This is a genomic window from Pseudotabrizicola sp. L79, assembly GCF_036553525.1.
Classification (GTDB): domain Bacteria; phylum Pseudomonadota; class Alphaproteobacteria; order Rhodobacterales; family Rhodobacteraceae; genus Pseudotabrizicola.
In genome coordinates this window covers 37,274-57,475 of the sequence record NZ_JAZHDA010000037.1, presented here as the reverse complement: position 1 = coordinate 57,475, position 20,202 = coordinate 37,274, and the positions used below count along the sequence as shown (strand labels likewise).

The window sequence follows — 20,202 nt, the reverse complement described above, 5'->3', positions numbered from 1 at the left end:
GCTCGCCGCGATGGACAGGCCGCCCATCAAAACATATCTAGCGTTGCTGATAGTGGTGATATGATGTCGCCGCGCTTCGTTTGGAAGGTTTCCCTGTCGATGCATGTTCTGTCTCCCACACTTTGCGCTTTGGCGTTGATTTCTGTTTCTGGTCCGGCCTTGGCGCTCGACAGTTGGACGACCACGGCGGAGCGCGGCCTCCCGGTTCTGAGCCTCACGCAGGGCGAAGGGTCGGTCCGGATCGTTTGCGATCCCGATCGCGTCTTTGGGCCGACTCCGAATGGCGCGGTCCTTGTGACACTGCCCAAGGACAAGGCGCCGACGACCGTGGTGTTCTTGGCGAAGACCGGAGAGCAGGCTCGCTTGGCCGTCGCCAACGGCATCGCCGCGCAGGCCAAGATCGATGCCGCGGAATGGGCCAAGATGGTCGAGATCCTGCGCAAGGGCGGCGCCTTCGCGGTGGTGTCCAGCGCGGACAGCCTGAGCTTCGAGACAACCCCTCTGCCCGACCTCGCCTGCGAGTGATCTCGGGCGCTTCCAAAGCTTGCTCTGAACCATCGCAGTTTATCCGGCCCGGCGCGCCTTGATCAGGCGCGCCACGATCGCTGTGAAATAACCTCCAACGACCGTGGCGCGTGGCAGCGAGCACCAAGGATCTCCCGCTGCGCGATGCATGGCCTCCAACGCTTCGGGCCGAACATAAACCGTCATCGGATTGCCGATGACTTTGATGCCCTCCATCAACCGCTCGAAGCCAGCGGCTTCCTCAGTCAGGTGTCTGACACCGGTCTCGCCTGCCAACTTTCTCAGCTGCTCGCGACCCTGTCTCGCAAGAGCGGTCAGAACGTACTCCATCGTGACCCCATCCCGCGCGGCAATGTCGGCCAGGTCTGGCTCAAGCGTCAGTGGCAAACGGTAGAGCAGAACCAGCTTCACCTTCTTGCCTATCGCCACAGGCCCACCCAGCTGCCGAATTGAAAGCGCCCGATCCGCCTCCCCTTCCCTCTTTCCGGCATTTCCTGCCATTTCCGCTGTGCCAGCGGTCAGCCCTGGTTCGAGACTTTCGCGCTCTTGGCCGTCCTCAACCGGATTGCCCCGACGTTCGGCAAGAAGGCGGGACTGGGCTTCGCGTGATGAGCGCAGGCGGGCCACGGCGTTTTGCTGCCCGGGCTCCTCGTCCGCAGGTGAAGGGGCGATGCGGGGTGGAATGCGGAAGCGGCTCAATCGATAACCACCTCGTCAACATCTGCAAGGATCAGTCGCGCCACCTCGAGCTGGCGCGTGATCGCATCCGCGACCAGCCTGCCACCCGGCGCGCGAGCATTGGCTGCGGCCGCCGGACCAAGGGGGCCGTGAAAGCCGAACTGCTCCAGGATCTTGGAATGTGGAACGATCACATCGAGATGATCGAGGCGCAGGATTTCCATAAGGACATCCTGATCGCGCTTTGGCAGGAGGCTTAGGCCCCCTTCCCGCGTGGCGGCGTCAATGATCTTCGGCCCCGCATCCATGACCAGAACCCGCACCGACGGGAAGCGTTCACCTGCCGCGATCGAGGCGCGCAGATCGTCCATCCAGAGGACGGCACGATGGGTCATTTCCCATTCGGCGAAGACAGGCCGCGCAGGGATCAGCACCAGGTCAGAGACGAGGCAAAAGTCCTCGGTGTCGGTATGGGTGCCCGGTCGCGTGTCGATCACCACCAGGTCGACGCCCCGACCCTCTTCCTCTTCAAGGAGTGCCAGCAGTCCCTCGACCGTCTCGGGCGGCGAAAGAATTGACAAGGCCTCGGGCCAGGTCGGCTTCTTTACGGCCTCCCATGCAGCCAGATCGAAGCTGTCGCGCCAACGGCCGAGTTGGGCGTTCACGTCACCGTCTATCAGCGTGATGCGCCGACCGGCATCCAGCGCAGCCGAGGCCAAAAGCATGGCGGAAGTGGTCTTGCCGCTGCCACCCTTTGTCTGGACGATGGTAATGACATGCATGCAACCGACCCTTCGAAATCACTACGCCTTCCCAATACCGGGCCGCGCCTTGGAGGCGCAAAAGGAACCCGCCGGATTCTGAGCATTCGTGCCGAAGCCATTGGCAGGGCTTGGATTTCCTCAGTTTCCGGGCGGCTCTTTAGGCATAGGGTTGTGAAAACGTCAAATGTCTTATGCCTGTGGTTGCGCCCGTTCCGCTGAAATATTCATCTTTGTTGAAGAATTTTCTCGGACTGGGGTCCTACACTCGATCATGCACCCCACCTGTCTAAATGGATAGGCACGGCAGCCTGCATTTTGGCCTTGTTGCCTGTTTGCATGTTTGCCTGTCAGCATGGAAAACAGCGCGCGTGGTGACCAGTTTGACACCCTGCCAAACTGCCTAGCCAACGGTCTGCCTACCTGACCAAAAGGGCGGACGACCGGCAGCTTTCGCCGGGTTAGCCGGTCGCATGTCTGCATTTGTGCCTGCCAGCCTGTTCGCATGTCAGGGCTGAAGGCGCTCATTTCGCGAGGCTGCCGCTCGTTCGCTCGGCATGTCGCCTGCCATGACGATCAAATGCCGCGCAAGGTCTGGCCCTGACACCGAGCGCCTTCCCGCCCTTCCCCCGTCCTGGAAACTTCCAGCCGCCTCCCGCACTCCAACTCAACGACCCACTAGTGCACCGCCAACACCGCGCGCCAGAAAATATAGCTATATCAATGCACTCGTCCACCGGTTCGCGCCTAGCGGAGGCCTGGCGGCCGGGCGCAGGGGTTTCTGTCGTCGGGCAAGCCGCCGACCCCTGACGCCATATGGAGTCCTCACCGGCTGTCCGGTTTCCGCACGCGGGCTCCTCTTCGGAGGAGCGGAAACCGGCCGGTGAGGACGGTTGGCTGGAAAGGTGATCTGTGGTACACGGGTGTTGTGATGCTGATAATGGTGTTTCAATAGCATGAATGGTTCACGCCTCTCTGATGACGACCGGGCCCGCATTCGCGCCCGCCTTGCCGCTGGCGATAACGTCGGAGCGGTGGCCCGCGCCCTCGGGCGGCATCGCCAGACCGTGTCACGGGTGAAGGAAGACCTTGAGCGTCAGGACGGAACACGACTGGCCGTGAAGCTGAACTTCCGGGTGACGGAGGCTGAACATGCACATTTGCTGGCAGCCATCCGATCAACTGACCTGACGGTTTCCGAGGCAATCAGGCATCTTGTCAGGCAGGCAACCAGCCTCCTAGCCCTGCAGTCACCCGAGATCGAAGCCATTGCCGCCGCGCGCCGCGATCTCGCGGCAGTCGGCAACAACCTCAACCAGTTGGCTCGGCTCGGAGCCGTGGGCCGTTTGCACTGGAAAGCCGGGGACGCCGCGCTCGTCCGCAAGGTCGCGGCGCGCGTTGACGATCTCGTCGACGACGTGGTGGTTCTGATCGCTGAGGCTCAGGGGCGTGTCTGCTTTGACCCAGCTCTTGCCCCGGCCAAGGCGGCGGCCAAATGACCAGCCCGAGCGTTGAAGATCTGGTTCTGGGCCATGTGCTCGACGGCAAGCGTCGGGGCCGGTCGGGCGGTGGCGGGGCCGAGGGACGCCTTGGTTCGCCAAAGGAACGGCGGTCACGGGCCCTTCTGCGCAATGCGGCAGCCCCGCGCAGCTGGCAGTCGGTCGTCAAGCGCATCGTAGGTGGCAGCACCCGCACACCACAGGAGCTGAAGCGGCTTTTGGACTATGTCGCCCGAGAGGAAGGCGTGCAGAGCACCTGGTGCAATCTTGCAGGTTATGATCGCGACCTCGATCCCGAGCGCACCGGCCGGATTGCCCAGACCTGGTCATCGACGTGGAACGGCGCGCCGAAGCGCGGCCATACTGACCACATCATCCTGAGCTTTCCGCGCGGTGTTGACGTCGATCGCGCTGAAGCCGTTGCGCGGGACTGGGGGCAGGCTGTCTTTGGCTCAGGCGAGTTCGGCGATGTCTGGCGCTATGTCGCGGCGCTCCACAAGGACACCGATCATCTTCACGCGCATTTCGTGGTGGACAAGCACGGCATCGAACAGGGCCGGTTCATGTCGATCTGCCGCCATGCGGCGCTGAACTTTGACGTGATGCGCGAGCTTCATTCCGAGATTTCTCAGGAACACGGGTTGAACATCGTCGCCTCGACGCGGCTGTCGCGCGGCCTGATCGAGAACGCCCCGCGTGAAACCGCAGTTCGGGCAGCTCATGCCTCCGGCAAAACCGCACCGCCTGCCCCGCCGCCGATGTCGGATGGCGAGCGTGCCCGTCGGCTCGGTGCCTTGCAGGGCTTTGCCCGCGACTATGACGAGTTGGGCCAGATCGCGGGCCTCGCCTCCGCTTCCGGCGCTGAACCCACGGCCACAAGTTTCATGACCCGCCTTGCCTTGGCACTTGGCGCGTCCGCTTCCGCCTTAAGACAAGGAGTTCCTCAGATGCCCGATTCTACCCTTCACGCCGAGGGCGACGCTGCGGCCCGGATCGAAGCGGCACGGGCCGAGATGATCGCATCTGCTACCGAGGCTTGGGACGCAATTCGAGCGATGGAGCCCTCGGCCGAACGGGTCGAGCTGGAACGCAGCTTTGCCGATCAGGCCCGTGCCTCGTTGAAGCTGGCCCCCGATAACCTGCTTCTGGCCGAACATGCCCGCGCCGCCGAACGCGGCGACGATCCTTATCACAACCCGACCCTCGCCTCTCTGTCGCGCCTGGAACAGGGCATGACCGAAGGTGTCACGCTCGATGAGGGTCTGCGCGCCACTCTCTCGCATGTTCGCGATGAGATCGGCGAACGGCTTACGGCGCTGTTCTCTATCCGAGAAGACGAACTTCGCACTGCAGGTACATCCGTCGAAGAAATGGTCGCGCGCTTCAGCTTGGCCGAGCGCAGCGAAGGCCAGAGGGCGAGCTGGATCGCCGACCAGCCGAACACGATGCAAAAGGTGTTCTGGATGGAAACGGAGCGCGCGCTCAGCCAGGAGGTTCGGGCTGAACTCGCCACCTTCAATCTCGCTCCGGAGTTGACCGAAGCCGTCGCGCGCGAGCAGATGCTCTCAGCCGAACGGGGTCTCCGCCTGTCCGAAGTTCCGGCACTGGAAGCCATTGTAGATCGGATGCAGGAGAGCCTGCGCCCCGAGGATCTGGATCGCGTACGATCCGGTGATCTTGCACCTCTGGCCGAACAGGTTCGCGATCCCGCACTCAGGGCAGCGGTGGCCCACGAGTTGAAGAACGAGGGCGACCTCGGCCAGACCGGCACCGTCGGGCATTGGGCCGATCTGGCGCGCAGCCAGTCAAGGGCGACCGATCTCGGTCAGCGCGAGAGCAGACTCGAGCGCGATCAAGGCCACGAACTCTAAAGGACACTCAGCCATGCTTTCGAACCTTGAATCCGCCTGGCGGTATCCGCTCGCTGTTGCCTTGGGTTTGGTGACCGGCATTTATATCGGCGGCATGCTGGCCACGATCTATGTCATCGTGGCTTTCCGCGAGAGCCTCGATACCCTCAGCCCCTTGGGTCTCTGGTTCTTCCGCTATCCTTGGGCAGACCTCGAAGCCCGGCCCGCCACTTTGCAGGGCGCGTTGATCATCACCGGTGCTGTGACCGTCGCCCTCACTTTGGTCGGTTTGGCCGGCGTCCATCGCGGACGGCTCAACCAGTATGACGACGCGCATTTCCAAACCAGACGCGAGCTGAAGCGCAACAAAATGATCGGCAGCCTCGACCAGAATGGCTTCATCTTCGGAAAGCTCGGTTCCCCGAAATCTGACGCGCCTTTCGTCATGGCGCCGCCGGACCGTTTTCCTCATGCCATGATGATCGCGCCCACAGGCCGCGGCAAAGGCGTGGGCTTCGTCATTCCGAACCTTCTGCATTTCACCGGATCAGGCATTATCCTTGACGTAAAAGGCGAGAACTTCGCCAAGACCTCGATCCACCGTCAACATGGCCTGAAAAACGCGATCTGGTATTTCTCGCCCTTCGACGATGAGCGGGGCTCACATCGCTTCAATCCCCTCGCCCGCATCGCCGCACTGCCCTCGGCCGAACGCCAATACACCGCGCTGAACTCGATGGCCGACCTCTTCCTCATCCCGGAGGGCGAAAGCGCCCAGAGTTTCTTCAACGCTGGCAAGCGGCTCTTCATCGCGTCTTGTCTTTACGCCATCGAAAAGCGCCGCCCGACCTTGGGCTATGCTGGCGAAATCATGGCCGGTGGTGGTGACAAGAAGAAGACCTACACGACCATCGCCGAGGATACACAGATCCCGATCGTCTCCCGCACCTTCCTAGAAATGGCCGACGTCCCTGAAAAGACCCTCGGCGCGTATGTCTCGGTCATCCAAGGTTCGGGCCTTGAACTGTGGAATGACCCGGCGGTCGACCGAGTGACCTCCGCCAGCGATTTCGACTTCTCGACGTTTCGAGCCAAGCCGCAGAGCCTCTACATCGTCGTCCAGCCGGAGCATCTGAAAACCCTGGCTCCGCTGGTGCGTCTGTTATTTGCGGATGCAATCGCGTCTCTGCAGCGGAAGGAACCCGGACCAGACGAACCGCACGCTGTCATGTTTCTTATGGACGAGTTCGACCAGCTGGGGCGGCAGCCGCTGGTGCTGTCCTCGATCAAAACCATCCGCAGTTTTGGGGGGCGGTTCTTCATCATCTCGCAGACCATTCCAGGGCTAGACGACATCTATGGTGAGACCGGGCGGCGGTCGCTGCAGGGTGGTGCTGGGGTGCAAATATACATGACGCCGCAAGATGACCGGACGGCTGACGTGCTTTCTAGCGCCCTCGGACGGTCGACCGTCACCGCGGTAACCGAGAGCCAGTCACGCATACGGGCGTTGGAGGACAGTGCCAATGTCAGTCGTCGGTCAGAAGAGCGGCCGCTGATTTCAGCGAACGAACTCCTAAGGTTTCCGTTGGATGAGGTGTTGGTGTTGCCTGAGGGGCAGTACCCGATCCGGGCAAGGCATGTGCGGTACTATGAGGATCGGCATTTTGGGCCGATTGATCGAGCAAGGAAAGGCGTGATGCTGCATGATCGGAACTTCCTTAGGCCGACAGTGGGCACACCAGGTGTGGCGATGATGAGAAGCCTCATCCCAAACAGTGATCTCGGCGACTCCTTGGGGAAAGCAAGCACAGCTTTCGCCAAACTGTCGCAAGCAGCAAAATCTGGGCCAAAGGACGAGTGTCGGTGACGTGTTCGGCCGAGGCTGTGTGGAAACTCTCGTGCTCTGATCAGCTTGCGATGTGATGGTTTTGCAGCAGGTCTTTTGTCTGCTTGGGTTCATTCAATCCTCCATCGGCGAGCTTTTCGGGCCGGTGAGGGCATTTTTTCAGCTTTTGGCGACGGCTTTCATCCCATCAGACGGGGATAGCCGCCATTAACCCCTTGATGCCGACCAAGGCGACCATGCGCTTGATGTTGTAGGCCAGCACGTTCAGCGCCATTTCGGTTCGGACATTCCTCAAGCGGCGCATCAGGAAATGGGTGGTCCCCATCCAGGCCTTGATCGTCCCGAACGGATGTTCGACCGTGCTGCGGCGCAGGGTCATCGGATCATCTTCACTGCGCAGGCGGGCGCGCATCTCGTCCACCAGATGCTCGTACTCCCAACGGGTGACCCGGCGCTCCGTGCCGGTGGTGCAGCGTGATTTCACTGGGCAATGCTGGCATTCATTGGTCCAGTATCGCGCGACCTGCAGCCCATCTTCCTCGCGCGTGTAGCGATAGGTCAGTTCATTGCCCGTCGGGCAGATGTAGACATCGCGCGCGGCGTCAAATTTGAAGTCGGCCTTCACATACATGCCCTTGCTGCGATTGCCCGAGGTCTCAGGTCGCGGCATGGTCACTGTGATCCCAGCCTTGTAGCAAGCGGCGATCTCGACACCGCTGTAATAGCCCTTGTCGGCCAGAGCACGCAGTTTGTCGCGTCCAAGCGCATCTTTGGCGGCAAGCGCCATCGGACTGAGCTGATCACGGTCGAACCCCTTGTTGGTGACGTCATGGGTAACGATGATGTGGGTCTCGGTGTCCACGGCGCATTGCGCATTGTAGCCCACCAGCCCGCTGTTGCGCGCGCTGGTGGACATGGCGCGGGCATCCGGATCAGTCAGGGATATCTGGCCATCCGATGCATCGGACAAGGCCCTGTCCATCGCCTTGAGCTTCTCAATTTCCTGTTTGAGCCGCCCATAGCGCTGCGCCAGGTGCGCAACCTGCTCAGCACGCGCTTCACCTTCTTCCTGCCGGTCGATGCGTACCATCTCGGTGATGTAGCGGTCGACATCGGCCTCCAAATGCGCAAGGCGGCTGGCGATCTTGCCTCTGGTGAAGTTCTTGTCGCGGTTGTTGACCGCCTTGAACTTGCTTCCGTCGATCGCGACGCAGTCGCCTTTCAGAGTGCCGATCCGGCGGCACAGCTCCACGAACTGCGCGCAGGTCTTGCGAATGGCAGCACCGTTATCGCGCCGAAAGTCCGCAATCGTCTTGTGATCCGGCACCAGCCGCCCAAGCAGCCACATCACCTCGACATTGCGCCCAGCCTCACGCTCTAACCTACGACTGGAAGGGATCCGGTTGAGATAGCCATAAATGAACAGCTTCAGCAGAACTGATGGGTGGTAACCGGGCCGCCCTGTCCGAGCATGCGACGCGCGCTCGAAGCCAAGGTCCACCAGATCAAGTTGGTCGACAAACAGATCAACCACCCGAACTAAGTGATCCTCGTCGATCCAGTCCTCCAGACGATCCGGAAACAGCGTCGCCTGATCCCGATCAACCCCCTCAATGAAACCTGACATAAATGTACTCCCCTATCGAAGGAAGCATACCACATCTAGGTGTTTTCACACAGTCTCGGCCCATAGCGGACCCTGGGGAGCCGTTTCCTTTCTATGGATACCTTCCGAAAAACTGTCGCTACAACGTAGCACATCGATGCGTGTGAATGTCATGGTGAATTTCCACCCCCACGGTCCATCGGGCGGGCAACTTTCATGACCGAAGAATGAGCGCAACTCGTCTTGGTGAGCCGTCGACAGCCAGTTCGGCGACAGACAGCTTGGGGCAACACGTATCCTCCGCCTATTGGCAAAGGTCGTCTAACTGCCGCTTGCTCGGGCGAGTTACCGGGACTTAGGCATCTTCGGCTCAGGTCACGGTCGTTCCAGCGCGATGGCGATGCCCTGGCCGACGCCGATGCACATGGTTGACAGCGAACGACGGCGTCCGGTGGTGCTCAGCTCAATGGCTGCTGTACCGGTGATTCGCGCCCCTGACATGCCAAGAGGATGGCCTAGTGCGATGGCGCCCCCGTTGCGGTTTACGCGTGGGTCGTCATCAGCGATGCCGATCTGGCGCAGCGTGGCCAAGCCTTGCGCAGCAAAAGCTTCGTTCAGTTCGATAACGTCGAAATCGGCCTGTGTGAGACCCAGCCGCACCATCAATTTCTGACTGGCCGGCGCGGGACCGATGCCCATAATGCGCGGCGGCACCCCTGCCGTCGCGCCGCCAAGAATGCGGGCGATGGGTGTCAAACCATGGGAACGAGCGGCATCAGCACTCGCCAAGATCAGAGCGGCGGCACCATCGTTGACCCCAGACGCATTCCCCGCCGTGACCGATCCTTTCGCAAATAGTGGTTTCAGCTTTGCCAGTGCCTCGGTGGTGGTAGAGCGCGGATGTTCGTCACGGTCTACCACCAGCGCCGGGCCCTTGCGCTGCGGGATTGTCACAGGGGTGATTTCGACCGCAAGTCGCCCGTTGGCTTGCGCAGCCGCCGCCTTTGCCTGAGAGGCCAGCGCCATGCCGTCCTGCGCCTCGCGGCTGATGCCATAGTCATCGGCAACGTTCTGCCCAGTCTGCGGCATCGAGTCTGTCCCGTAGGCAGCATGCATCGCCGGGTTGATCAGCCGCCAGCCAATGGTGGTGTCGTGAATCTCCGCCGCCCGCGAAAAGGCGCTGTCGGCCTTGGGCATCACCAGGGGCGCGCGGCTCATGCTTTCCACCCCACCAGCAATGACCAGTGCGGCCTCGCCAGCGGCGATCTGACGCGCTGCTGTCAGCACCGCATCCATGCCCGATCCACACAGCCGATTGATCGTTGTACCCGTGACGCTCACCGGCAATCCCGCCAAAAGTAGAGACATCCGTGCCACGTTGCGGTTGTCCTCGCCCGCCTGATTGGCGCAACCAAAGACCACGTCATCCACCGCCGCCCAATCGACGTTTGCATTGCGCGACATGAGAGCACGCAATGGAATCGCCCCCAGATCATCAGCACGGACTGAAGACAAAGCACCGCCGTATCGTCCAATCGGCGTGCGGATGTAGTCGCAAAGGAAGACGTCGGTCATGAGCTGAACTCCGCAGACGGTTGGATCAAAGTTTATCAATCAAGCTTGGCACGGCGGTGAAAAGGTCTGCCACGAGGCGGTAATCCGCAACTTGGAAAATCGGGGCCTCTTCGTCCTTGTTGATCGCAACGATGACCTTAGAATCCTTCATGCCGGCCAAATGCTGGATCGCACCAGAGATGCCAATGGCGACATAGAGCGTGGGAGCGACAACTTTACCGGTCTGGCCGACCTGCCAGTCGTTCGGGGCGTAGCCTGCGTCAACGGCAGCGCGAGAGGCGCCAACCGCAGCACCCAGCTTGTCAGCTAGTTTTTCAATTAGGGCGAAGTCCTGTTGGCTCCCTACACCACGGCCACCCGAGACGACGATGCCTGCAGAGATGAGTTCCGGGCGGTCTGAGGCAGCGACCATGTCTTCCAGCCATTTTGAGAGCGACCCGTCTGTGGCGACACCGACCTTTTCAATGGTGGCGCTGCCCGAGGAGGCAGCCGCATTGAATGATGCTGTGCGAACGGTCAGAACTTTCTTGCCATCCGAGGATTTCACCGTCTGAATAGCGTTCCCTGCGTAAATCGGTCGTTCGAATGTGTCGACTGCGACAACAGCGGTCACATCGGAAATCACCATGACGTCCAAAAGTGCTGCGGCGCGGGGCAGGACGTTCTTGGAGAAGGCGGTCGCGGCGGCGGCGATATGGCTGTAGCCGCCCGCGAGCGATACGATCAGGGAGGCCGTCGCCTCGGCCATACCGTGGTCGTAGACCGCTGCGTCGGCATGGAGCACCTTGGACACACCTTCAAGCTTGGCAGCCTCATTCGCGGCAGCGGTGGAGCTGCCTGCGACGAGGATATGGACGTCGCCCAAGACTCTGACACCGGAGAGGGCCTTTGCCACAGCATCGGTGGCGAGCACGCCATCATTCACGTCAGCCAGAAGAAGAACGGCCAATTCAGATCACCCCCGCTTCGTCCTTGAGCTTTGCGACGAGTTCGTCGACCGAACTCACCCTCACTCCCGCCTTCCGACTTGCCGGTTCCGAGGTTTTCACAACCGACAGACGCGGTGCGATGTTTACCCCAAAGTCAGCGGGGGTCTTGGTTGCGAGCGGCTTGGCCTTGGCCTTCATGATATTGGGCAGCGAAGCATAGCGCGGTTCGTTCAAGCGCAGATCGACGGTCACGATGGCGGGCATCTTGACAACGATGGTTTGAAGGCCGCCGTCCACTTCGCGGTTTACCCTCACAGTGTCGCCTTCGATGGCAAGTTCGGAGACAAAGGTCGCCTGCGACCAGCCCAGCAGGGCGGATAGCATCTGGCCCGTGGCGTTCATGTCGTTGTCGATGGCCTGCTTGCCACAAAGGACAAGGCCGGGGCCTTCCTCCCGCACCACGCCGGCCAACAGTTTGGCGACGGAGAGCGGTTCTATATCGGTTTGGACGTTGTCGGTGGCCTCGATCAGGATCGCGCGGTCGGCACCCATCGCCAGAGCTGTACGCAGCGTTTCCTGCGCTTGTTTCACCCCGATGGAGACGACGATGACTTCGGTGGCGATGCCCTTTTCTTTCAAACGAATCGCCTCTTCAACGGCGATCTCGTCGAACGGGTTCATTGACATCTTCACATTCGCCAGATCGACGCCTGACCCATCCGACTTTACGCGAACCTTCACGTTGTAGTCGATCACGCGCTTCACAGGCACAAGGATTTTCATGCGAGGTATTCCCTTTCAAGTCCCTTGCCCGTCCGGCGCGACCGGACGGACAAGGCATGCTTGGACATCAGTTTGCGGTGTAGCCGCCGTCCACGACAATCTCGGCGCCATGAACGAAGGAGGCTTCGTCCGAGGCAAGGAATAGCACGGCGTTCGAGACTTCTTCCGGCTTGCTGGGGCGCTTGAGCAGCGTGCAGCCCAAGATCGCTTGGCGGATGGCCGGATCGGTATGCAGCAGATCCTTGGTCATCGGCGTGTCAATCACGCCGGGGTGGATCGAGTTGACCCTGATCCCCGTGTCCGCCAGATCGACCGCACAGGATTTGGTCAGCATCCGCACGGCGCCCTTGGACCCGATATAGGCCCCTGCCATCGCGGCACCTACGATGCCATAGATGGACGAGATGTTGATGATCGAGGCCTTGCCCGATTCTTTCATCAGCGGCACCGCGGCCCGAATGCCCAGGTAAACGCCCTTAACGTTGACGTTCATCGTCAGGTCAAATTCATCCGGCGTGGTTTCATGGAGCGGCTTCAGGATCAGCACGCCCGCGTTGTTCACCAGGATGTCCAGACGCCCTGCTTTCGCCCGAACGGTGGCGACGGCATTGTTCCAGTCGGCTTCGCTGGCCACGTCATGCTTGATGAAATCAGCCTTGCCACCGGCGGCCACGATGCCCTTGGCCACGGCTTCGCCTGCCGCCGTATCGCGGTCGGTGACGAAGACATGCGCGCCCTCGCGCGCCAGAAGTTCGGAATGTGACTTGCCCATTCCCATGGCGCCGCCCGTGACCAGCGCCACTTTACCCGTTACACGTCCCATAGACTCTCTCCCTTATTTCCATGGTTTTTCTGCAAATAGCCGGGCCGGAGGACTTGCCCCCGGCCCTGACGCCTGTCCTCAGACCAGCGCGTTGGCGCGGTCGAAGACCATGGTCTGATAGCCGCCGTCCTTCACCGCCCCGATGGCGTTGCGGTAATTGCCAAGGCCGGCCATGTAGAACATCACGACGTTCTTCTTGCCGGGGCTGTTGGCGCCGAAAATCCAAGACTCTGCCTTGGGGAACAGCGTCATGTCGGCGATGGTGCGGCACAGGCCCACCCATTCATCCCTTGCGGCCTCGGTCGGCTCGATACTGGCGCGGCCCTTGGCCTCCATCATCTCGATGGTCTCGGCGATCCATTCAACTTGCGTTTCGATCGAGGGCGGCAGGTTGGTGAAGGGGCCGTTCGGGCCAAGGATCATGAAGAAGTTGGGGAAATCAGTCTCCATCATCCCAAGATAACCCAGGGGCCCGTCCTTCCACTTTTCGCGCATCGTCACGCCGTTGCGACCGCGCATGTCGATGCGGGTGTAATTGCCGTCCACCGCGTCAAAGCCCGTGGCGAAGATCACCACGTCCAACTCATGTTCGGCCCCGCTTTGCAGTCGGATGCCTGACGGGGTGAATTCGGCAATCGGGTCGGCTTTCACGTCGGCCAGAGTGACGTTGTCGCGGTTGTAGACGTCGTAATAGTTGTTGCCGCAAAGCGGCCGCTTGGCGTAGATATCTTTCGGCGTCAGGGTCTTGGCGAGGACCGGATCTTTGACGATCTGCGTGATCTTCGTCTTGATGAAGTTCGCCGCTGCGTCATTGGCGATCTGGCTGGTGGCGATGTCGCAAAAAGTTCCGAACATGAAATAGAACCCGCCGCCGCGCTGCCATGCCGCTTCGAAGACGGCGTTGCGGACCTCTTCCGAGGCCGTTTCAGCCGGGATTGTGCTTTCTTCAAAGCCAAAGGCCACGACCGAGGATTTCACCTGTTTCCAGATGTCATCGTAGTTTGCCTTCTGCTCCGCGATCACCTCGGCGCTTTGCGGGGTGTTGCCGATCGGCACGACATATTGGGCCGATCGCTGGAAAACCGTCAGGTGTTTGGCGATGGGTGCGGTGGCGATTATCACCTGAACCCCGGTTGACCCGGTGCCGATAACACCGACGCGCTTGCCTTCAAGGTTGGCATCCTGAGCCCAGGCCCCAGTGTGCATGATCTGGCCCTTGAAGCTGTCAATGCCCTTGAAGTTCGGCTTGTTGACCGCCGACAAAAGCCCCAGCCCGGTGATCAGGTATTTTGCGGTGACGGTCTGGCCCTTGTCGGTCGTGACCTTCCACAGACCTGCGACATCATCGAAATGCGTCGCGGTGACCTTGGTGCCAAACTGATAGCTGCGGCGCAGGTCGTAGTGGTCGGCCACTTCGTTCATATAGTCCAGGATTTCCGGCTGCGTCAGATAGCGGGTTTTCCAACGGCCCTTTTGCAAGAGCTCGCCGCTAAAGGAATAGCGGTAGACATAGCTTTCGGTGTCCGACACCGCGCCCGGATAGCGGTTCCAATACCAGGTGCCGCCCACGTCGCCCGCACTGTCGAAGCCCAGAACATTCAGCCCCTGCTCGTCGCGCAGCTTGTAGACGGAATAAAGCCCGCCAAAGCCCGCGCCGATGATGACGGCGTCATAATCGGCGCCCTTGGTTTTGGTCGTTTCAGATTTGGTCATGTGCATCCTCCCAGAGCATGACCCCTTGTTCCCGTGAGACACGGGGCAGGGCCGGATTGTGTGATGGTTTGCCCCAGGTGCCCCGGGGCCTTTGGGTTAAAGCGCGCGATACCAGGCGGCGATGCGGGCCAGTTCTTCATCCGCCTCGGGTGCGCGGCCCGACAGAGCCGGAAAGACGTGCTGCATGCCCGGCACAACCGAAAGCGCGGTCTTGACCCCTGCGGCCTTGGCCTTGGCGTAAAGCGTTTCCGAGTCGCTTTGCAGAGTCTCGGCCCCGCCACAGTTGATATACAGTGGCGGGAAGCCGGCGAAGTCGTTCTCCAACGGGTTGGCCAGCGGGTTCAACGCATCGGTCCCGCCCAGGAACATGCCCGCCATCGCCTCCAGGATCGGCTTGCCAACCAGAGCGTCGGTGGCGGCATTGGTCGTAAGCGTGGCGCCGCGCATCGCCATGTCCAGCCAAGGCGAATATGCAATGACTGCGCCCGGCAGGGGCAGTCCTAGGTCGCGCAGCTTCAGTACCGAGCCAATGGCCAGGTTGCCGCCCGCGCTGTCGCCCGCCGTCAGGATGTTGCCCGCCTGATAGCCTTTGCCCAAAAGCGCCTGATAGGCCGCCACGGCATCCTCGATCTGCGCCGGGAAGGGGTGTTCGGGCGCCCGCCGGTAGTGCAGGATGATTGAAGTAACTCCCAAGGCCTTGGCCAAATGACCCGCCATCTTGCGGTGACTGTCGGCCGATCCCACGGCAAAGCCGCCGCCATGGGTATAGACGATGACCTTCTTGACATCAGCGCCCACGGGCAGCGCCCAGATCGCCTCGACCCCGCCGACGATCTCGCTTTTGTAGGTGACGTTTTCCGGCTCCAGCGCAGGCTGGTGCCATTCGTCGAACATGCTGCGCAGGTTGGCGATGGTCAGGCCGGGGTTGGCGACCATCTGGTCTGTCCAGCTTTGGTAAAGTGCGCGCAGGGTATCGGCTTCTTTGCTTACGGCCATGTCATCCTCCTCATGAGTGGCGTGTCGGGCTGCCGCATCCCGCCTTTGATCGGCTGACGGGTTATGGCGGCTGCCCAAGGTTTACGGAGGCTAGGGGGAGGAAGCAGGCACTGTATTGCACGAACTTGCTTGTTCCATGGCCTGTTCTTGCTGTCCGAGATCAGTTCAGACTGGCGAGCAACTGCCCCCTGTCGGCAAGCCTGCGCAGCAAGGGCGGCACGGCCCAGCCTTGCGGTTCGCTTTCCGCCAATGCCGAATAGCGGTCTAGCAGATTGCCAAGGCTGTCGGCATGGTGCATCAGCCCGCCGCGCCACCGTGGGAAGCCATAGCCATGGACCATCACCAGGTCGATGTCCTGCGGCCGCCCGGCGATGCCCTCGTCCAGGATGGCGCAGGCTTCCGCGATCATGGACAGGGTGATGCGTTCCACGATCGTCTCCGCCGCGAAACTGCGCCGCGTCAGGTGCAAGCCTTCCGAGGTGGCGCGGATCACGTCGGCCACCACGGCCGAGCCCGCCGCCCGCCCTCCGGCGTCGTAGTCATACCACCCCGCCCCCGACTTGCGGCCAAGGCGCTGATGATCCTCGACCAGCCGTTCCACAAGCGGAACGCCAGCGCCGCCCTGTCGTTTGATGTTCGCATAGGCAATATCCAGACCGGACATGTCCTGCGCCTCAAACGGCCCCATCGCCATGCCAAAGCCCCGCATTGCCGCATCCACCTGATCTGGGGCAGCGCCCTCGACCAAGAGCCGGTTGGCCTCTTGCCTATAGCGCAACAAGATACGATTGCCGATGAAGCCATCGCAAACCCCAGAAACGACCGGCACTTTCCCCAGCCGCCGCGCCATGGCGAAGGCCGCGCCGAGGGTCTGCGGCGAGGTCGCATCGCCTTTGACGATCTCCAACAGCTTCATGATGTGGGCCGGACTGAAGAAATGCAGGCCAAGACAGCGCGACGGGTTCTTCAGGCCTGACGCCAGGATGTTCACATCCAGGTAGGAGGTGTTGGTGGCAAGGATCGTCTGGGCGGGTAAGGCGGCCTCCAGTTCAGCGAAGATCGCCTGCTTGACGCCCATATCCTCAAAGGCTGCCTCGATTGCCAGATCGGCGGGCGGCAGCGCGGTGTAGCCCACAAGGCCCCGCAGCCGCGATTGGACAGCCAGCCCTTCGGGGGCAGACAAACTGCCCCGGCTGACGCCCTGATCAACCAGCTTGTTCAGGTTCGCTTCAGCCCGCCCCGCTGCGGCGGCATCCCGCTCGACCACGGTCACCTTCAGGCCTGCAACGGCCAGGGCATAGGCAATCGAAGCGCCCATGTTGCCGCCGCCCACCACAATGGCCGTGGTCATCGGGTGGAGGGGCTTGGGATAATCCCGCCCCCGGTTCGCCGCCGCCCGTTCGGCAAAGAACACATGCCGCAGCGCCGCCGCTTGGGGCGAGGCGCGCAGGGCCAGAAACGCCGCCCTTTCCTGCGCCAGCCCCTCGGCCAGCGGCAGGGCTGCACTGGAGGACACCAGATCAATCGCCATAGCGGGGGCAATCTGGCCCGCAAGGCGGCGCTTGATCTGGGCGTGCATGGCCTCGACGGCCTCGGAGTCGGCAGACGGGGCTGGACGCTGGTCAGCGATTACCGCTGGCGCATCAAAGGTCAGCGCCGTGGCCATGGGGTCATTGGCCACAAGGTCCACCAGCCCGATGGCCAGCGCCTTGGCCGCTGAAATGGCTTTGCCTTCAACGATCATCTCTAGTGCGGCCTTGATCCCCACCAGACGCGGCAAGCGTTGCGTGCCGCCCGCGCCGGGGATCAGGCCCAACGTCACCTCGGGCAGGCCAAGCTGCGCTGCTGGGGCCGCGATGCGTGACTGGCAGGCCAGCGCAATCTCAAGTCCTCCCCCCAGCGCCGTGCCGTTGATGGCGGCGATGGTCTGGATCGGCAAGGCCGCCAATCCCGCCAGCACATCGTTCAGAGGCGGCGCGACTGGAGGCCGGCCAAACTCATTTGCATCGGCCCCAGCGACGAAGACAGTGCCTGCGCCGGTGATGACAAGCCGCTTGGCTCCTTGCGCCGTAACTTCGGCCATGGCCCGCAACAGCCCCGCGCGAACCTCAGCGCTGATCAGGTTCAGCGGCGGGTTTTCGATGGTCAGGATCGCGGTGCCGTCCTGAAAGGTCAGACTAACGGACATGGAATCCTCACTTCACGGGCGCTGAATTGCGGGAGATGAACTTGGTGGAGAGATACCCGTCAAAGGTCTCGGTCCCGCCCTCACTGCCATAACCGCTGTCGCGCTGCCCGCCGAAAGGGGTCTCCGGCAGCGCCAACCCAAAGTGGTTGATGCTGACCATGCCAGCCTGCAAGCCTGCCGCAACTCGATCCGCCCGCTCCAGACTGTTGGTGAAGACATAAGAGGCCAGACCGAAGGGCAAGCCATTCGCCCGCGCCAGACCATCCTCGACGTCCCGGAAGGGAGAAACAACGGCGACCGGACCGAATGGCTCTTCCCGCATCAGGGCGATCTTGTCGTCGGGCGTGTCGACCACGGTTGGAGCATAGAAGCTACCCGCGTTGCCAATACGGTGGCCGCCGGTTAGCACCTGAGCGCCACTCTCGCGTGCATCGGCCACCAGCTTTTCCATCGCCATCACGCGGCCAGGATGGCAGAGCGGCCCCATCTGGGTGCCATTCTCCAGCCCGTCGCCAACTTTGATGGCCTCAAACGCCGAAACCAGGGCGTCAAGAAAACGGTCATGCACCCCGGACTGCACAAAGAATCGTGTCGGCGCGATGCAGACCTGCCCGGCATTGCGCAACTTGTTGATGGCCAGCGCCCGGGCTGCAGCCTCGGCATCTGTGTCGTCAAAGACCAGCACTGGGGCATGCCCGCCCAGTTCCATCGTCGCCCGCTTCATGTGACGTCCGGCCAGCGCGCCCAGATGCTTGCCCACCTCGACCGACCCGGTGAAGGTGATCTTGCGAACTTCTGGCCTTGCGATAAGCGTTTCCGAGATGAAGGCCGAATTGCCCCAAACCAGGTTCAGACAACCCTCGGGCAACCCTGCTTCTTGCAGGAAGCGCGCGATGGCCAGGCAGGCCGAAGGCGCCTCTGCCGGACCCTTCAGGATCATGGTGCAGCCCGAGGCCAAAGCGGCGGCCACCTTGCGGACGGCCTGGCTTAGCGGGAAGTTCCACGGCGTGATGGCAAGGCAGACGCCGACCGGCTCGCGCACCACCAGTTGCTGCACCGATGGGTTGCGCGCGGGGACGATTCGTCCGTAAATCCGCCGCCCTTCTTCGGCATGCCAATCGACATGGTCGGCCGAGGCGTGCACTTCGGATAGCGCTTCGCCAAGAGGCTTACCCTCGTCCAGCGTGATCCAGCGGGCGATCCGGTCGTCGTTCTCCCGCAGAAGATTGGCAAAGCGGCGCAGGATGGCGCTGCGATCCATCGGGGAACGGTACCGCCACAGCGTGAAGGCTGATTCGGCAGAGCGCACCGCAAGATCCAGATCCTGCGCCGTCGCCTGGGGAATACGCCCGATCTGAAGTCCGGTTGCAGGGTTGGTGACTGCGCGGTCAGCCTCACCCTCGGGCGCGCTCCATTCCGGCCCGATCAGATGCCGGATCACTGGATAGGTCATATCATTCATAGCTTTATTCCCCTGATTATCCGCGCCATCCGCGATTCCTTGGTGCCAGCGGAGCAAGGTAGGCGGCACCATTATTCCGCTATGCGGAATAATATTCCGCACTATTGACGCCGACCTTAGCTTGCGCTTTATTCGGTTTCAAGATGCGACAGGGGAGGTGCGGATGCGGCCAAGGAAGGAACGCGACGAGGATGACGGGCAGGACCGCGACTTCGTGACCGCCCTAGCGCGCGGGCTGGAACTGCTTCGGGCCTTTGGGCGTGAAGGCGAGTCGCTGGGCAACCGCGACTTTGCCGAACGGACAGGGATGTCGAAATCTACCGTTTCGCGGCTGACTTACACGCTGCAAAAGCTGGAATATCTGTCCTACAACCCCGACACGGCGCGCTATCAACTGGCCCCGCCTGTGCTCTCTCTTGGCTTCTCCTGCCTGGCCGGAATGCCGCTGCGGCAGCTGGCCAATCCCCTGATGCAGGCGGTGGCCGAGGCGACGACTTTGCCCGTGGCGATGGCGGGTCGCGACCGCCTGTCGATGGTCTATCTGGATCGGTGCCGGGGCACCAATGCAGTGGCACTGAACATCGAGGTCGGCGCGCATATCAAACTGGCCACGACGGCCATGGGCCGGGCCTATCTCGCCGCCATGGACGACGACGCCCGCGCCGCCGCCATGGAGGACATCCGGCAGGACGAGGGCGCCAACTGGCCGGTGGTGCAACGCGGCATCGAGGGCGCGGTGGAAAGCTATCACGCCCGAGGTTTTTGCACGTCCATCGCCGAATGGCGCCCGGATGTCGCGGCAGTTGCCGTGCCATTCAAGCCTCGCGACGGTTCGCCCATGGTGGCCTTCAACTGTGGCGGTTCCGCCCAAACCCTGACGCGCGACCATGTCGAGAACGACTTGGCGCCGCGCCTGACTGACCTTGTCCGCCGCCTCGCGGCGATTGCCCCCTGAAAGCGAAGAC

16 protein-coding genes are annotated in these 20,202 nt (G+C 61.9%); 5 read left to right on the top strand and 11 right to left on the bottom strand.

Annotation, left to right across the window (positions count from 1 at the left end):
- The first annotated feature begins 60 nt into the window (after nt 1–60).
- The gene (locus V3C85_RS01215) at nt 61–525 is read left to right on the top strand and encodes a hypothetical protein (protein ID WP_331793246.1); all 465 of its coding nucleotides are present in this window, start codon (nt 61–63) and stop codon (nt 523–525) included.
- Between the two features lie 39 nt (nt 526–564).
- On the opposite strand, the gene V3C85_RS01210 is transcribed toward V3C85_RS01215, so the two are convergent.
- Nucleotides 565–1,224, bottom strand: coding sequence for a hypothetical protein (locus V3C85_RS01210; RefSeq protein ID WP_331793245.1), 660 nt, complete (start codon nt 1,222–1,224; stop codon nt 565–567).
- A complete protein-coding gene (locus V3C85_RS01205; protein WP_331793244.1) occupies nt 1,221–1,985 on the bottom strand; it encodes a ParA family protein in 765 nt (254 codons plus the stop codon). The genes V3C85_RS01210 and V3C85_RS01205 overlap by 4 nt, the downstream gene beginning before the upstream one ends.
- 935 nt (nt 1,986–2,920) lie before the next feature.
- On the opposite strand from V3C85_RS01205, the gene V3C85_RS01200 reads away from it, so the two are divergent.
- Genes V3C85_RS01200 through V3C85_RS01190 form a run of 3 tightly spaced genes read left to right on the top strand, consistent with a single transcriptional unit; the run spans nt 2,921 to nt 7,183 of the window.
- The gene (locus V3C85_RS01200) at nt 2,921–3,463 is read left to right on the top strand and encodes a helix-turn-helix domain-containing protein (protein WP_331793243.1); all 543 of its coding nucleotides are present in this window, start codon (nt 2,921–2,923) and stop codon (nt 3,461–3,463) included.
- Nucleotides 3,460–5,334 carry a relaxase/mobilization nuclease domain-containing protein gene (locus V3C85_RS01195; RefSeq protein ID WP_331793242.1) on the top strand — a complete coding sequence of 625 codons (1,875 nt, stop codon included), beginning with the start codon at nt 3,460–3,462 and terminating at the stop codon, nt 5,332–5,334. Before V3C85_RS01200 ends, V3C85_RS01195 begins: the two co-directional genes overlap by 4 nt.
- Nucleotides 5,335–5,347: 13 nt before the next feature.
- Nucleotides 5,348–7,183 carry a type IV secretory system conjugative DNA transfer family protein gene (locus tag V3C85_RS01190; protein WP_331793241.1) on the top strand — a complete coding sequence of 612 codons (1,836 nt, stop codon included), beginning with the start codon at nt 5,348–5,350 and terminating at the stop codon, nt 7,181–7,183.
- Nucleotides 7,184–7,349: 166 nt separating this feature from the next.
- Here the strand turns inward: V3C85_RS01190 and V3C85_RS01185 are convergent, their stop codons facing one another.
- The 9 genes from V3C85_RS01185 to V3C85_RS01145 form a co-directional block, all read right to left on the bottom strand.
- On the bottom strand, nt 7,350–8,789 hold the full coding sequence (locus tag V3C85_RS01185) for an IS1182 family transposase (RefSeq protein ID WP_331793239.1): 1,440 nt from the start codon (nt 8,787–8,789) through the stop codon (nt 7,350–7,352).
- Between the two features lie 354 nt (nt 8,790–9,143).
- Nucleotides 9,144–10,343, bottom strand: coding sequence for a 3-oxoadipyl-CoA thiolase (gene pcaF, locus V3C85_RS01180; RefSeq protein ID WP_331793238.1), 1,200 nt, complete (start codon nt 10,341–10,343; stop codon nt 9,144–9,146).
- Nucleotides 10,344–10,368: 25 nt separating this feature from the next.
- The gene (locus V3C85_RS01175) at nt 10,369–11,292 is read right to left on the bottom strand and encodes an electron transfer flavoprotein subunit alpha/FixB family protein (RefSeq protein WP_331793236.1); all 924 of its coding nucleotides are present in this window, start codon (nt 11,290–11,292) and stop codon (nt 10,369–10,371) included.
- Between the two features lies 1 nt (nt 11,293).
- Nucleotides 11,294–12,055, bottom strand: coding sequence for an electron transfer flavoprotein subunit beta/FixA family protein (locus V3C85_RS01170; RefSeq protein WP_331793235.1), 762 nt, complete (start codon nt 12,053–12,055; stop codon nt 11,294–11,296).
- A gap of 67 nt (nt 12,056–12,122) precedes the next feature.
- On the bottom strand, nt 12,123–12,878 hold the full coding sequence (locus tag V3C85_RS01165) for an SDR family NAD(P)-dependent oxidoreductase (RefSeq protein ID WP_331793234.1): 756 nt from the start codon (nt 12,876–12,878) through the stop codon (nt 12,123–12,125).
- 78 nt (nt 12,879–12,956) lie between these two features.
- The gene (locus tag V3C85_RS01160; protein ID WP_331793232.1) at nt 12,957–14,591 is read right to left on the bottom strand and encodes a flavin-containing monooxygenase; all 1,635 of its coding nucleotides are present in this window, start codon (nt 14,589–14,591) and stop codon (nt 12,957–12,959) included.
- Nucleotides 14,592–14,687: 96 nt separating this feature from the next.
- Nucleotides 14,688–15,587, bottom strand: coding sequence for an alpha/beta hydrolase (locus V3C85_RS01155; protein WP_331793230.1), 900 nt, complete (start codon nt 15,585–15,587; stop codon nt 14,688–14,690).
- A gap of 160 nt (nt 15,588–15,747) precedes the next feature.
- Nucleotides 15,748–17,775, bottom strand: coding sequence for an FAD-dependent oxidoreductase (locus tag V3C85_RS01150; protein ID WP_331793228.1), 2,028 nt, complete (start codon nt 17,773–17,775; stop codon nt 15,748–15,750).
- A 7-nt stretch (nt 17,776–17,782) separates the two neighbouring features.
- Nucleotides 17,783–19,237 carry an NAD-dependent succinate-semialdehyde dehydrogenase gene (locus tag V3C85_RS01145; protein ID WP_331793227.1) on the bottom strand — a complete coding sequence of 485 codons (1,455 nt, stop codon included), beginning with the start codon at nt 19,235–19,237 and terminating at the stop codon, nt 17,783–17,785.
- 163 nt (nt 19,238–19,400) lie between these two features.
- Here V3C85_RS01145 and V3C85_RS01140 point away from each other — a divergent pair, with 163 nt between their 5' ends.
- The gene (locus V3C85_RS01140) at nt 19,401–20,192 is read left to right on the top strand and encodes an IclR family transcriptional regulator (RefSeq protein WP_331793226.1); all 792 of its coding nucleotides are present in this window, start codon (nt 19,401–19,403) and stop codon (nt 20,190–20,192) included.
- Nucleotides 20,193–20,202 lie beyond the last annotated feature (10 nt).